Source organism: Achromobacter seleniivolatilans (assembly GCF_030864005.1).
Lineage (GTDB): Bacteria > Pseudomonadota > Gammaproteobacteria > Burkholderiales > Burkholderiaceae_B > Achromobacter > Achromobacter seleniivolatilans.
Map to the genome: position 1 here is coordinate 6,463,949 of NZ_CP132976.1, position 14,886 is coordinate 6,478,834.

9 protein-coding genes and 1 other RNA gene are annotated in these 14,886 nt (G+C 63.6%); 8 read left to right on the forward strand and 2 right to left on the reverse strand.

The annotated features are described in order from the left end of the window. Together actP and RAS12_RS29290 are read right to left on the reverse strand one after the other, a co-directional pair. Positions 1–1,671 (reverse strand): cation/acetate symporter ActP, encoded by a 1,671-nt coding sequence (actP, locus tag RAS12_RS29285; protein WP_306943975.1) that lies wholly within the window; start codon positions 1,669–1,671, stop codon positions 1–3. Then, positions 1,668–1,979, reverse strand: a complete 312-nt coding sequence (locus tag RAS12_RS29290) for a DUF485 domain-containing protein (RefSeq protein WP_306943977.1) — start codon at positions 1,977–1,979, stop codon at positions 1,668–1,670. Before RAS12_RS29290 ends, actP begins: the two co-directional genes overlap by 4 nt. A gap of 298 nt (positions 1,980–2,277) precedes the next feature. Between RAS12_RS29290 and RAS12_RS29295 the strand changes: the two genes are divergently transcribed. From RAS12_RS29295 to RAS12_RS29330, 8 genes are all read left to right on the forward strand, one after another. Beyond that, entirely contained in the window at positions 2,278–3,477 is a 1,200-nt protein-coding gene (locus RAS12_RS29295; protein WP_306943978.1) for an MFS transporter, read from the forward strand. Positions 3,478–3,764: 287 nt separating this feature from the next. Next, entirely contained in the window at positions 3,765–4,634 is an 870-nt protein-coding gene (locus RAS12_RS29300; RefSeq protein ID WP_306943979.1) for a hypothetical protein, read from the forward strand. Between the two features lie 12 nt (positions 4,635–4,646). After that, complete coding sequence (locus RAS12_RS29305) at positions 4,647–5,132, forward strand: hypothetical protein (RefSeq protein WP_306943981.1); 486 nt, start codon at positions 4,647–4,649, stop codon at positions 5,130–5,132. A 77-nt stretch (positions 5,133–5,209) separates the two neighbouring features. Further along, positions 5,210–7,873, forward strand: a complete 2,664-nt coding sequence (locus RAS12_RS29310; RefSeq protein WP_306943983.1) for a PD-(D/E)XK nuclease family protein — start codon at positions 5,210–5,212, stop codon at positions 7,871–7,873. Between the two features lie 3 nt (positions 7,874–7,876). Next, a complete protein-coding gene (locus tag RAS12_RS29315) occupies positions 7,877–11,326 on the forward strand; it encodes a UvrD-helicase domain-containing protein (protein ID WP_306943984.1) in 3,450 nt (1,149 codons plus the stop codon). Between the two features lie 563 nt (positions 11,327–11,889). After that, positions 11,890–11,987, forward strand: an RNA gene (gene ffs / locus RAS12_RS29320) — signal recognition particle sRNA small type. Positions 11,988–12,138: 151 nt separating this feature from the next. Continuing rightward, positions 12,139–14,508 (forward strand): DNA polymerase III subunit gamma/tau, encoded by a 2,370-nt coding sequence (locus RAS12_RS29325; RefSeq protein WP_306943986.1) that lies wholly within the window; start codon positions 12,139–12,141, stop codon positions 14,506–14,508. Positions 14,509–14,553: 45 nt separating this feature from the next. Next, positions 14,554–14,880 (forward strand): YbaB/EbfC family nucleoid-associated protein, encoded by a 327-nt coding sequence (locus RAS12_RS29330; RefSeq protein ID WP_006221090.1) that lies wholly within the window; start codon positions 14,554–14,556, stop codon positions 14,878–14,880. Positions 14,881–14,886: the final 6 nt, after the last annotated feature.

The following is a 14,886-nucleotide window of genomic DNA, read 5'->3' on the forward strand; positions in this document are numbered from 1 at the left end:
TTAGTGGGCAACGGCAGTTGTGGCGCCGATTCCGGTCTGGCTGCGAACGGTCAGGGCGTCAAACGCCGCAGCCTCTTGCTTGGCCCTGGGGCTGTGGTCCAGCTTGGAGAACAACCAGATCGAGAAAAACGCCAGCGGAATGGACAGAATGCCTGGGTTGGGAAAGGGCGTGACTGGTGCGGCAAACCCGAAGACGTCCACCCACACGGTCTTGCTCAACACGACCCAGATGGTGGCGCTGGCCAGCCCCAGGAACCCGCCGATGGTGGCGCCGCGCGTGGTGCAGCCGCGCCACGAGATCGACAACACCAGCACCGGGAAGTTGGCGCTGGCGGCAATGGCAAACGCCAGGCCCACCATGAATGCGACGTTCTGGTTTTCGAACACGATACCCAGCAGAATGGCCAGCACGCCCAGCACGATGGTGGACAAGCGCGAAATACGCATCTGCTGGCGTTCGGTGGCGCGTCCGCGGGCGATGACGTTGGCGTACAAGTCATGTGAGATTGCCGCAGCGCCGGCCAGTGCCAGTCCAGCCACCACGGCCACGATGGTGGCAAAGGTGACCGCCGCCAGAAAGCCCAGCAACAGGCTGCCGCCCACGGCATTGGCCAGGTGCACCGCGACCATATTGGTGCCGCCGATCAGGCTTTTCATCATGTCGAAACTGCCGTCCGGCCCCGTCACGAAATACTCTGGGTGGCGCACCAGCAGCGCAACGGCGCCAAAACCGATGATGAAAGTCAGCAGGTAGAAATAGCCGATGAACGAGCTGGCGTAGATGACGGATTTGCGCGCTTCCTTCGCGTTGGACACGGTGAAGAACCGCATCAGGATGTGGGGCAGCCCGGCAGTGCCGAACGCCAGTGCAATGCCCAGCGACAGCGCGTTAAGCGGGTTGCTGCTGACCTGCGAGCCCGGCGCCATCAATTCCTTGCCGGCCGGATGCACGCGGACGGCTTCGGCCAGCAGCGCGTCGGGGCTGTAGCTGAATGCCGCCAGCACCAGGATCGTCATCAGTGTGGCGCCCACCAGCATCAACACCGCCTTGATGATCTGCACCCAGGTAGTGGCCGTCATGCCGCCAAATGCCACGTAGATCATCATGAGCGATCCCACGATCAGCACGGCAACGTTGTAGTCCAGCCCGAAGAGCAGCACGATCAATTTGCCGGCGCCCACCATCTGCGCAATCAAGTACAGGGCGATGATCAGCAACGACGCGCTGGCCGCCAAAATGCGCATGGGCGTTTGCGCGAGCCGGAACGATGTGACGTCCGCGAAGTTGTAGCGCCCCAGGTTGCGCAGGCGCTCGGCAATCAGAAACATGACTACCGGCCAGCCGAACAGGAAACCGATGGCGTAGATCATGCCGTCAAAGCCGCTGACATACACCATCCCCGCAATGCCTAGAAACGAGGCCGCGGAAAGATAGTCGCCGGCAATCGCAAGGCCATTCTGAAAGCCTGATAACCCTCCGCCCGCCGTATAGAAATCCGACGTGGTGTGAGTGCGCTTTGCGGCCCAATAGGTGATGCCCATCGTGCCTGCGATAAAGACCAGGAACATGACGATGGCGGAGGTGCTCGTTTTGCCTGCCGATGCCGCCCAGGCTTGCCCGGCCAGTCCGCAACCCACGGCCAACAATATGACGCCCAGCTTTTTTTTCATGAGACGTCCTTGATGATCGCGGCCAATAGCGGGTCGAACACGGAGTTGGAGATATGGACGTAGGCGGCAATCAGCACCACCGCGCTGCATACGACGAGGATGCCGGTCAATATGCCGATGCTCATCGTCATGCCTGGGACGGGGCTGGCGAAGAACACAGGGTCAAAGGCCAGTGTCAGGATGAAACCGGCGTAAATCACGCCGGTGATCGCAAAGAAAAGCAGACTGGTCCTACTGCGGCGGCGCAGCAATTCCTGATACTTGGGATTCCGCATCACTGCGGCAACCTCGCCATTTGTTGACGTCACTGGCATGTCTCCTTGTTGTTTTTTGAGTGGCTCCCTATGGCCCGGATGGGCCCACGCGGCGATGCCTGTGAGGAACCGAAACCAATATAGAGATGCGCTGGAACCCGGAACACTGGACCTTAGTCGTAGGGAAGTGTCCTAGAAAGCAGCGGTACGAGCCTGCGAAAGAAAGCGATGCGCCGACGTGGATATTCCTGTTCCGCCCAGGCGACTTGTATATGATGTGCGGGTCTGGCCAGCGCGCCGGGCCGCCCCGAGGAGGGGGCGCAAACCCAAAAAACAACCAGACACGGGTTTCATGTCTAGCCAAACCGATACGATTTCCACACGCACCATCGTCCTGGGCACGCTGGTGGTGTTGCTTGCCATGGGCGTTCGCGCCACTTTTGGCCTGTTCTTGCAGCCGATGGGCCTGGCGCACGGCTGGGGCCGCGAAGTGTTTTCGATGGCCTTTGCGTTGCAGAACCTGGTGTGGGGGGTAGCGTGCATCTTCATGGGCATGATGGCCGACCGTTTTGGATCGGGCCGCACCATCGCGCTGGGTGCGCTGCTGTACATGTTGGGCATGATCGGCACCCGTTTTGCCACCGATGAAACAACGCTATATCTGACCGCTGGCGTGCTGGTCGGGCTGGGGCAGGCGGGCACCACCTTTCCGGTGATTCTGCCGGTCGTGGCGCGGGCCGTGCCGCCGGCTTACCGCAGTACGGCCATGGGCATTGCCAGCGCGGGCGGTTCGCTGGGGCAGTTTGCCATCGTGCCGACGGGCCAAGTGTTGATCAGCGGCCTGGATTGGCCGGGTGCGCTGTGGGTGCTGTCGCTGTTCGTGGCCTGCGCCGCGCCGCTGGCTTATTTCTTGCGCGGCCGTCCGGCCACGCATTCGGGGCCACAGCAGTCGCTGGCTTCCGCCGTCAAGCAGGCGGTGCGTCACCCCTCATTCCATTTTTTGTTCTGGAGCTATTTTGTTTGCGGCTTCCATACGGCTTTCATCACGCTGCACTTGCCTGCCTACGTCTCCGATGGCGGTTTGACGGCAGGGCAGGGTGCAACCGCCATCGCACTGATTGGGCTGTTCAACGTGGTGGGTTCGTTCTACGCAGGAAAGCTTGGCGGCCAATACAGCAAGAAGCGCCTGTTGGCGGTGGTCTATTTCATGCGTGCGTTCGGCATCTTGCTGTTGCTGTGGATGCCGTTGTCGCCCTGGGTGTTGTATGTGTTTGCCGCGTGGATGGGCCTGTTCTGGCTGGGCACGGTGCCGCTTACGCAAGGGCTGATCGGGCAAATCTACGGCCTGCGTTATGCGGCCACCTTGTCGGGCATCGTCTTCCTGGGCCACCAGCTGGGTAGTTTTATCGGGGTCTGGCTTGGCGGCTACGCGTATGCCAAGACCGGTAGCTACGATCTGGTCTGGTGGCTGGGTGTGGCCCTGGCAATCATTGCGGCCTTGTTATGCCTGCCGGTGCGTGAGCAGCCCGTTACTCAAACTGCTGCGGCCTGACGCAGCAAAGAGCGCCTGACCATGATGCCTTCCGCACAACCGTTACGGCGCCGCCAAATCGCCTGGCGGTTGGCGGGCGCTATCGCCCTGTCGTCCGTTTTAGGGCTGGCGTTTTGGGGTTATCTGTCGCCCGAGATGAGTGTCCACTGGGAAAACATTGCCGCTCTATGCGGTTTTTAACCCGGTATTCAGACGGCCCCTATATCTCAGCGTAATCGGTGCAAGTACATAGTAAACAGCGGATGCTTTTGTCCGCCGTATGCACTTGCGAGGTTTCGACACGCTGTATGGCTAAACTTTTCCGCAATGACCGGTCTTCGTTGCCTTCCGAAATCAGTTTGGTGGAAGGCAACTCCCTCGCTATCAAAGTCGTGGGTCTGGGATCGAATAAGAAACATCTGATTCTGAAATCCAACGCGCCTGCATTTTTGTCTGTTCAGGCGGACAGGCCCGATGACGCCAGGCTTGAGCAATCAGTCAAATTGACTGTCACGGCCAAGGATCTGCGTCAGGAAAAAGTGGTCGAAGTGATCGCCTATACCAATGACGGGCGCAATACCAACGTCGATTCGGGCACACCCAAGATCCGCGTCAAGATATTTCCGCGTGTGGAATTGCCCCCTCAAGATACGGAATTGGGCATCCTGACCAGGATGCTGATCATAGAAACTGCGGGTCCCGAGCATCGGATGTATGCGGGTCCTACCGAGGCGCGCGAGTCCATGCAATGGATAGTTCGTCTTTTGCAAAACCGGATTGACGCAGGGGCGCACCATTTTTCGCTCAAACCCAGAGAGGCGGCCAAACTGTCGATCAAAACGATGACAGAAGTGGTCAAGGTTCCGGGGCAGGTGGAAGCATTTTCTCTGTATCCGAACCTGCCGGAGAAGAAAAAGGCGCTGCTCAAGAGGACTCTGGAACTTGCCAATGACGCAACGCAGAGCCGCTTCCGGGCGTACCGTGGATTGGTGGAAGACGCCATCTCCGTGGCGGGAAGCGCGCCGATCGCGGACCCCTGCCCGACCAAGCTATACGGCTGGAAGACGCAAGGCGCTCCCAGTCCTGGCCCGAGTTTCAGGTATTTCCGGAGTTTAGGGGGGCAGGATTTCTACACGCTGACTCCGGAATTCCGTGCTGATGTTCTGAAAATAAAATAACGGATGGCTGACATGAAAGCTTGGTTCGCAGTTCTTGTTCTTGCGTTTCCTTTGTTTGCCTGCGCGGACGGCTTGCCGGACGAGCCGTTCCGGACGCCTCCGGACGAACGCTTTCTGGTGTCGGCCAGCCCGTATTACCAGCAGCCCGAGCGGGCAATCAAAAACCGGGTGGCCTACTTCAATAAGCAAAAGGACACCAACCACTTTTGCCTTATTGGATACCGGTGGCGAGACGGCAATTCTCAGGTTTGGCTGCATTGGCAGGAAGACGGCAGCCTGGTCCAGTGGGATGGCAGCCTGGACCGCGAGATTCGTGAAGCCAGCTTGATGGACACCACCGATGGCGTCCGTTTGGACGAGATTCCGGCCGATGGCCAGGACCCCGGCACAGGCGGCGCGCGGGTCACCAGCGTTCGGGCCTGGCATCAATTGGCCGACGACTGCGACCGGCATGGCCAGAAGATCGTCATTCCGCCCTTTGTCCAGGGTGGCAAATAGGCGCGCAGGCACCGCACGCGCGGTCCGGCTCGGGGTATCCTACGGCGGAGTTTATCCGTCGTTTTTTATGGGCGCCCATGCAGGACTCATCGCTTTCCTATCCCGATTTTTCACTGCCGGACATCGGCGGTCTGCCCGCGGCAGACACGCTGGTGCTGACAGTGAACAACCGCCTGTCGCGCCGGCTGACACTTGAGCTCGCGGGCCTGCTGCGCCAAGAGCGGCAGGTCAGCGAACTGCCGCGCATTCTGCCGCTGTCGGCGTGGCTGGCCGAATCCGCCAATGAGCTCGCGTTCGAGGCCGGCGACGACGTGCCCGCCTACCGTCTGGACAGTTTTGCCACGCAGTTGGTATGGACTGAAGCCATCCGCGCGGAAGAGGCCGAACGCGTGTTGCTGGACGCCAGCCAGGCCGCGCGCCTGGCTATGGACGCGGACCTGCTGATGGACGAATGGGATCTACGCGTGCCATCCGGCGCGGACACCGACGAATACCGGGGTTTTGCGAAGTGGCGCCTGCGCTATCACGACACGCTGGCGGGCATTGATGCCGAAGACGCAAACCAGGGTTATGCCCGCGTGTTGCGCGCGCTGGAAGACGGCCGGCTGGCCACTCCACGGCAACTTGTGCTGGCGGGCTTTACCGATGTTTCGCCGCGTTTTCGCCGTTTGCTGCGCGCTTTTGAAGACCAGGGCACTTCGGTCGCGCAATGGCGCGATGCGCAGCGCCTGGAGACCACCGCGCGGCGCTACGAGGCCGCAGACGATGGCGCGGAATGGCGTGCCGCGGCGGCTTGGGCCGCCAGCCAGCTGAAGGCCAATCCGCAGGGCCGCTACGCCATCGTGTCGCCGCAACTGGAGGCCGAGTCGCCCTTTGCACGGCGCGTACTGAGTCAGGCGCTGGCTGGGCATGACGGCGCGCCGGCATTTGCATTTAACGTGGCAGTGGGCCGTCCGCTCAATGAATGGCCAATGGCGCGCGCCGCGCTGGCCTGGTTACGCGCGCTGGCTGAATGTGCACACGGCAAGAGTTGCGGCGTGGATGTTTTGGGCGCTGCGCTGCTGGCTGGCCACTGCGCCAGCGACGTGCGCGACCGCGCACGACTGGCTGCCATCGATGCGCGTTGGCGCCGTCAAGCCGTGCAGCATGTCAGCCAGCATGATTGGCGCCGTTTGCTGGCCGACGTGCCAGCATTGGCCCAAGCGTGGAACCAGTCGATGGAAATCTGGACGCAGGGCGGCCGGCAGGCAACATGCGACGTCTGGATGTTGCGCATGAAAGCCGCGCTGATGGCCTTGGGTTTTCCGGGTGAGGGCGTCCTGGACAGCGTGGGTTATCAGGTCATGGGCGCATTGGGCGACGCGCTGGGCAGTTTTTCCGCGTTGGCGCCCGCCGCGGGGCGGCTGGGCGGCGTGGCGGCAGTCAACCTGCTGCAAAGTGTTGCGCGGTCGGCATCGTTCCAGCCGCAGCGCGACCCGCTTGCGCGCCTTGACGTGCTGGGTTTGCTGGAAGCGGAAGGCGGCTATTGGGATGGCGTCTGGATGCTGGGCCTGACGGACGACGTGCTGCCCGCTTCGCCCAAGCCGAATCCGCTGCTGCCCTTGGCCGTGTTGCGTCAGGCCAAGGCGCCGCGCGCCACGCCTGAGCGCGAACGCGAATGGGCCGAAGGCATGTATGCAGCGCTGTGCCGTTGTGCGCCCGAAATCATCGTCAGCCATTCCCACATGGATGGCGAACGTGAATTGCGCCCATCGCCATTGATCGCCGCTACGGCGCTCACAGACTGGGCGCCGGCGGTTACGGGCATGGTCCTGCCGCTACCGCTGGAATCACTGGATGATAGCCAGGGTCCGCCGCTTGCCGCTGGCAATCGCGGTGGCGGCGGTCTGGACGTGCTGGACACGCAGGCGCGCAACCCGCTGTGGGCGTTTGTGCGTCACCGCCTGGGCGGACGCGAACTGGCGCCGTATGCCGATTCCGCGACGGTCAACGTGCGCGGCCAGTTTTTGCATAAGGCGTTGGAACTGGTGTGGGGCATGATGCCCGATCAAGAAACCCTGCATGACATTCTGGCAACCGGCCGCTTGCCCGCCTTGCTGGAACAGGCCGTGGCGCAAGCGGCCGAAGAAGAACTGAAAGACTACGCCCCCGCCCTGAAAAAGCTGGAATGCCAGCGTGCATGCGCGGTGCTGGCGTCTTGGCTCGACATGGAGGCGCAGCGTCTGCCGTTCGCTGTGGCGCAGGTGGAAAAAAGCCACCAGTGGCAGCGCGGCGCGCTGACCTTGAAACTGCGGCTGGACCGTATCGACAGCCTGGGCGACGGCCGCAACGTCATCGTCGACTACAAGACCGGCGTGGCTGCCGCCAAGCCCGAACCCGACTGGTCCCGCAGCCGTCCCGTAAACGTGCAACTGCCGTTCTATGCGTCAGTGCTGGCGGATGCCGCAGGCGGCGAGGTCGCAGGCCTGGTGCTGGCGCAGATCCATGCGCGGCAGGTGGCTGCGCAAGGGCTGGCCGACGAAGACCTGGGCGTGCCGGGCGTAACGCTGGCCAGCGAAAGCAAATATTTCGACGGCCTGACCTGGCCTGAAATCCGGCAGCGTTGGCGTGTGGCGATCGAGGCGCTGGCCGATGAGTACGTCGCCGGGGTGGCCTCCAACGTGGCCTACCGCCGCGACGATTTGAAATACTGCGATGCATTGCCGTTCTTGCGTCTGCATCTGGACGACGAGGACGCATAAGCCATGGCTGAACAAGAACGCTTGCCGCAGGACCACGCCGCGCGTGCCGACGCGCTGGACCCCACCCGCTCGTTTCTGGTGCAGGCGCCTGCCGGCTCGGGCAAGACCGAGCTGCTGACAGACCGCATCCTGGCGCTGCTGGCCACCGTGACCAGGCCGGAAGAAATTGTCGCCATCACCTTTACTCGCAAGGCCGCGTCCGAAATGCATGCGCGGGTCCTGAGCAAGCTGCGGCGCGGGCTGGATGCGCCGCCCGAGGCCATGCATGAGCGCCGCAGCTGGGAACTGGCGCGTGCGGCTTTGGCCCGCAATGCCGAACAAGGCTGGCATCTGCTGGACCATCCGGCGCGGCTGGCCATCCGCACCATCGACTCGTTCTGCGCGGGTCTGGTGCGCAGCATGCCATGGTTGTCGGAGCTGGGCGGCATGCCCGAAATCACCGACGACGCTCGCGGCCACTATGAAGCCGCCGCGCGTGCAACGCTGGATCTGGCCGACGATTACGACGCTGTGCGCATTCTGTTGCAGCATCTGGACGTAGACGTACAGGCTGCCAAAGAAGCCATCGCCGACATGCTGGGCCAGCGCGATCAATGGCTGCCCCTGTTGCGTCACGGCTCCGATCGCGCCGCCATGGAAGCGACGCTGGCTGAGGCCATCGGCGAAGACCTGGACGCACTGAGCGAAGCCATGCCCTACGGCTGGGCCGAGGCGCTTTGCGGACCGGCGCGGTTGGCAGCGACTCAGCTGCAAGACGGCGACGAAGACAATAAATTGCTGGCGTTGCTCGACTGGTCGGAAGAGCTCCCGCCCGACGCCGAGGTGTTGGATCAATGGCGCGCGGTTGCGCACCTGCTGTTGACCGGCACGGGCGCCTTGCGCAAGACCGTCAACAAGAATCTGGGTTTTCCCGCCAAATGCGCGCACAAAGAACCTTTTGTGGCGTGGCTGGAATCCGCCGACGGGCAGGGCGCCTGGGTGCGCCGTCTGGCTGCCGTGCGCGACATTCCCGCGCCACACTTCACCGATGCGCAATGGGAGGTTCTTGGCGCCCAACTGATGACGCTGGCGCTGGCGGTGGCGCAGTTGCGGCTGCGTTTTGCCGACACGGGCGAGGTGGACTTCATCGAGATCGCGCAACGTGCCGCCGCCGCGTTGGGTAGCGCGGATGATCCGGGCGAGTTGCTGCTCAAGCTGGATGCGTCGATCCGCCATTTGCTGATCGATGAATTCCAAGACACCAGCCAAACGCAGCTGGACTTGTTGCGCACCTTGACCTCGGGATGGCAAGAGGGCGACGGCCGCAGCCTGTTCCTGGTGGGCGACCCGATGCAATCCATTTACCGCTTCCGCAAAGCAGAAGTGGGCCTGTTCCTTGAAGTCGCCGATGTTGGCGTGGGCGAATTGAAGCCCGACTTCCTGAACCTGACAGACAACTTCCGCTCACAGGCTGGCATCGTCGACTGGGTGAACCAGTCGTTCGTGCAACTGCTGCCCAAGCGTAGCGACGCCACTGCGGGCGCCATCAAGTACAGCCCGTCCACCGCGTTTCACGATGCTTTGCCTGAACCTGCCGTGCGCTTTCATCCGGCGTGGTCACGCAGCGGGGCCGCGACGGCCGAAGAGCAGGCCGAAGACATCGCGGTGGGCTTGGTGCGTCAGGCGCTGATCGATCACAAGGGCGCCAAGCATCCCGTGGCCGTGCTGGTGCGCGCGCGCAGCCACTTGGGCAACCTGACGCGGCGACTGGGGCAAGAGGGCATCCGCTGCCGCGCCGTAGACCTGGTGCCACTGGCCCTGCGGCCGGTGGTGGCCGATCTGGTGCAACTGGTGTGCGCACTGTCTCACCCGGGCGACCGGCTGGCATGGCTGTCCGTATTGCGGGCGCCGTACTGCGGGCTGACGTTGACATCCTTGCAGCGCCTGTTTGGCGATGACCACATTACGCCGGTTCCTGTGTTGCTGGAACGCGCCTTGCGCATCGTTCCGCAAACCATGCCGGTGCCCGTCAGCGCCGCGCCGCAGGGGTCCTTGTTCGACGCTGCGCCCACGGCCCCGGATACACCATCCGCGCAAACCTTGCTGCCCGCCGAGGAATTTGCGCGTTTGCGTCAGGTGGCCGCCGTTCTGCTGGACAAGCGGAACGACTCCGGCGCGATGCCCTTCGCCGCCTGGGTGGAATCGCTGTGGCGCCGCTTGGGCGGGCCGGCGCTTTACGCGGGCCTGTCGGTGGCCAATGACGCTGAAAGTCTGTTCCAACTGGTCGAACGGTTGGCGCCGCACGGCGGCATAGACCCCGCCGCCCTGGACGCTGGAATCTCGCGCCTATTCGCCGCCCCGGATGCCGCGGACGAAGACGAAGGCGCGGTCGAAATCATGACCATGCACAAGTCCAAGGGCTTGCAGTTCGAAACGGTCATCCTGTTCGGCCTGCACCGCGCACCTCGCGGAGATCAAGCGCCGCTGGTGCGCTTTGAGCAAAGCGGCGGGCGCGTGCTGTTCGGCCCCGTCAAACCCCGGGCCGAAACAGAGGCCGATCCGGTGTCGCGCTACCTGGGCGCCCGCGAAGCGCGCCGGGCTTCCTATGAAATCGACCGCCTGCTATACGTAGCCGCCACGCGAGCGCGCAAACGCCTGCATCTGGTGGGCCACGTATCGGTAGACGAAGCCACCGGCCAACCCAAGACACCGCCCTCGGCGAGTCTGCTGGGCCGTCTGTGGCCCTGCCTGCCCACCCCCGTGCCGCCAGCGATGGAAGGCGACGCGCAAGAGGAAACCCTCGATGGCCCCGAATGGCAAGGCGAACCTTTGCGCCGCGTGGCGCAAGCAGGCCTGGCTCAACTGGCGCGCCAGTCCGACATCAACGTCAGCCCCGGCTTCGCCTCGCCCGCACGTGGCGCCTGGGGCGACAGTGGCGAACACCCCGCCTGGCAACTGGAAGCCGGCTACGACGCGGCCATCGGCACCCTGGCCCACGCCTGGCTCGCCCGCATCGGCCAAGACGGCGTCGCCGCCTGGCCCGCCACCGCACTGGCCGACCGCCAATCCGCCATGCGCCGCCAACTAACCCGAGCCGGCATCCCCGCCAGCCAAGCCGACGCCGCCTCAGAAGCCGTACTGGAAACCTTGCAAGCCACCCTGGCCGACGAACGCGGCCTATGGCTCCTCTCCCAATCAGGCGCCCGCCGCGAATGGCCCTTGATCGACGCTGCCGGCAAAGTGTCCGTTATCGATTTAGCCTTGAGCACCGAAGACGGCTGGCTGATCGTCGACTACAAAACCGGCCGCCCCCACCCCGGCGAACCCCCCGCCGCCTTCGCCACCCGAATGCGCCAACGCCACGGCGAACAACTCCTTCGCTATTGCACCCAAGTCACGTCCCTGGACGGCCGCACCGCGCGCGCAGCCCTGTACTTCCCCCGCGCAAAAGCCTGGATAGATCTAACTCCATGAAATAGCGCGGAAAAATAATCTAAAGCGACCGCTCGAACGAACCAAGCGAGACAAGCAATGCACGCAAGGCGACGGGGAGCGAGCGAGTCCGAGCAAGCGAAGCAAAGTGAGACAGGGAAAGGAAGCAACGCAACGGGTAGCGAGCGAGTTCGGGCGAGCGAAGTACAACGAGATTTGCGAAGCGAGCTACCTGGAGCAAGCGAAGCAAAGCGAGCCAACCGCAGCCAAGCAAGGCAAAGCGAAGCGAGCCCCCCGAGCAAGCGAAGCAAAGCGAGCCAACCGCAGCCAAGCAAGGCAAAGCGCAGCGAGCCCCCCGAGCAAGCGAAGCAAAGCGAGCCAAGCGTAGCGAAGCAAGGCAAAGCGCAGCGAGCCCCCCGAGCAAGCGAAGCAAAGCGAGCCAAGCAAGGCAAAGCGAAGCGAGCCAAAAGGGCAAGCGAAGCAACGCCCCAAACCCCCTCCCCCCCGGGGGGAGGGCTGGGGAGGGGGCAACATCCCGCCCCCCGGGGCCCGGCAACCGGAAGGCTAGCAAGCAAGCGAAGCGCAGCTCTGCTAGAATTCCGGTTGGCGGGCCCCTCCGCATGGTTCGACGGTGAACCTGGTCAGGTCGGGAACGAAGCAGCCATAGTCGTTTAGGGTCAGTGCCGGAGTAAGGCTCGCCAACCGGATTCTTCAAAGCAGCAGGTCGTGAATTCATCCACGGCCTTGATGCTTTCAAGGGGGACGGGGTTATTTTCCAGGGATTCGTTCCACGGGAATAAGCCCGTCCCCTTTGCATTTCAGCCAGCAAGCGAAACAGGCTCTACAATCCAGCCATGACTTATCTGGTACTGGCCCGCAAGTGGCGGCCGCGATCGTTCGATACCCTCGTGGGACAGGATCACGTGGTGCGCGCATTGACCCATGCGCTCGACACCCAACGCCTGCACCATGCCTGGTTGTTCACCGGCACACGGGGCGTGGGCAAGACCACGTTGTCCCGCATCCTGGCCAAATCGCTCAACTGTGAAACCGGCATCACGTCCAAGCCTTGTGGCGTCTGCCGCGCTTGCACGGAAATCGATGCCGGGCGCTTTGTCGACTATCTGGAACTGGATGCGGCCTCGAACCGCGGCGTCGAAGAAATGACGCAGCTGCTTGAGCAGGCGGTATACGCGCCTGGCGCGGGGCGCTTCAAGGTCTACATGATCGACGAAGTCCACATGCTGACCGGGCACGCCTTCAACGCCATGTTGAAGACGCTCGAAGAACCGCCCCCGCACGTCAAATTCATCCTGGCCACCACCGATCCGCAAAAGATCCCGGTGACGGTGTTGTCGCGCTGCCTTCAGTTCAATCTGAAGCAAATGCCTGCCGACTCCATCGTTGGCCACTTGCAGGCCGTGTTGGGCCACGAAGACGTCCCGTTCGAAATTCCGGCGCTGCGCCTCATCGGGCAAGCGGCTTCGGGCTCCATGCGCGACGCGCTTTCGCTGACGGATCAGGCCATCGCCTACAGCGCCGGCAACATGACCGAAGATGCCGTGCGCGGCATGCTCGGCACTATTGATCAGCGTCACCTGGTGCGCCTGCTGGACGCCTTGTCCGCTGGCGACGCCAAGAGCGTGCTGGCCGTGGCGGACGAATTGGCGATACGTGGCCTGTCCTACGCCGGTGCGCTGGCCGATCTGGCCGTGTTGTTGTCGCGCGTGGCGATTGAGCAGCGCGTGACGGGTGTTACGCCGGTTGAAGACCCGCTGGCGGGTGATATCGCCCGTTTGGCGCAGACCCTTCATCCCGACGCGGTGCAACTGTTCTATTCAGTGGCGGTACACAGCCGCAGCGAATTGACGTTGGCGCCCGACGAGTACGCGGGCTTCATCATGGCCTGCCTGCGCATGCTGGCACTGAACGGCGATGCCGGTCCGCAAACCGCTTTGGAAGCGCCCGCTGCGCCTGCCCGCCAGACGGCTGAACCGGCAGCGGTTGCAGCCGCGCCTGCCCCGGCTGCTGTGATGGCCTCGGCGCCTGTGTCCACCGCAGTGCCTGTTTCTGCCCCAGCCGTCGCTCAGCCGGTGCATGCCGCTGCGGAATCAGCCCCAGCCCCAGCCGTCGCTTCGCAGGCGCATGCCGCTACGGTGTCAGATCCAGTCGTTACCACGCCGGTGCTTGCGCCCGCTGCTCCCGTAGTTGCGGAGTCCGTAGCCGTCGCTGCCCAGCCGGCAGCCTCCTCGCCCGTTGCCGCCACGTCGCCAAACGCTCCCGCAGCAGCCTCCTTGGCCGCTTTGGCCGTTGACGCTGAGCCTGCAAACGCGCCGCAAACGATATCCCCGGCGGAACCGGTGGCGGCCCCCGTTCCGCAGGCGGCACATGCTGCCGCGCCTGATTCAGTCTCTGCTGCCGCATCCGAACCAGCGCCTGTCGCGGCCTCGGCCGCCAGCGTGCCGCCTTGGGAAGACTTGCCAGCTGACGCGCCCGTTGCTGCCAAGCCTGCGGGTTCCGCGGCGCTGGCAGTAACACCCGCTGTCGCGGCGGTGATTGCCGCCGCCCCCGAAGCGGCCGATGCCAGCGACGGTCCGCCGTCCTGGGTCGACGAAGAAATCCCATTTGAAGCCGAAGGCGGCTTCGTGCCTGACAGCGGCTTCACGTCCGATCCGGACGATGACGAATTTGAAACTCTGGCCAGCGCGCCCTCATCGGCGCCGCAGCGTCCCGCAGCGGTGACCAAGCGTGAAGGCGCCGCAGCATCGGCCTCCGGTGCAGCGGCCCCAGCCGCCGCCCGCAAGCGCCAATCGCGCGGCCGCATGACAGACATGACGTCCGCGGGCTGGCCGGAATTGGCTGCGCGCCTGCCCGTCACCGGATTGGCCGCCGAATTGGCGCGCCAGAGCGAATGGGCCGGTGTGCAAGGCGACGCGATCATCCTGCGCGTGGCCGTCAAGACGCTGGCCGAAAGCGAAAGCCGCGTTCGCCTGCAAACGGTACTGTGCGAACATTTTGGTCAGGGCATCCGGCTGGATGTGGAAGTCGGCGTAACTGGCGAAGCCACGGCGCATGCCGTGGCGCAAGCCGAACGCGCCGCGCGCCAGCAGGCCGCCGAAGATGCGGTGGCCATCGATCCTTTTGTGCAAGCGCTTGTGGCCGATTTTGGCGGCCGGGTCGTGCCCGGTTCCATTCGCCACGTTGATCCCCCTGCCGTTGCCTGACGGCGGCGGCAATCTCTTATTCCCCTCGTTCAAGGAACATCCATCATGATGAAAGGACAACTGGCCGGCCTGATGCGCCAGGCGCAGCAAATGCAGGAAAACATGAAGAAGGCGCAAGATGCGCTGGCCGAGATCCTGGTCGAAGGCGCCTCTGGCGGCGGCTTGGTCAAGGTCACCATGACCTGCCGTCACGACGTCAAGCGCGTTGTGATCGATCCGTCCCTGCTGGGCGATGACAAGGACATGCTGGAAGATCTGGTCGCTGCCGCGTTCAACGACGCGCTGCGCAAGGCCGAAACCACATCGCAAGAAAAGATGGCTGGCGTCACGGCCGGCATGCCGCTGCCCCCGGGCATGAAGCTGCCGTTCTGATCGGCG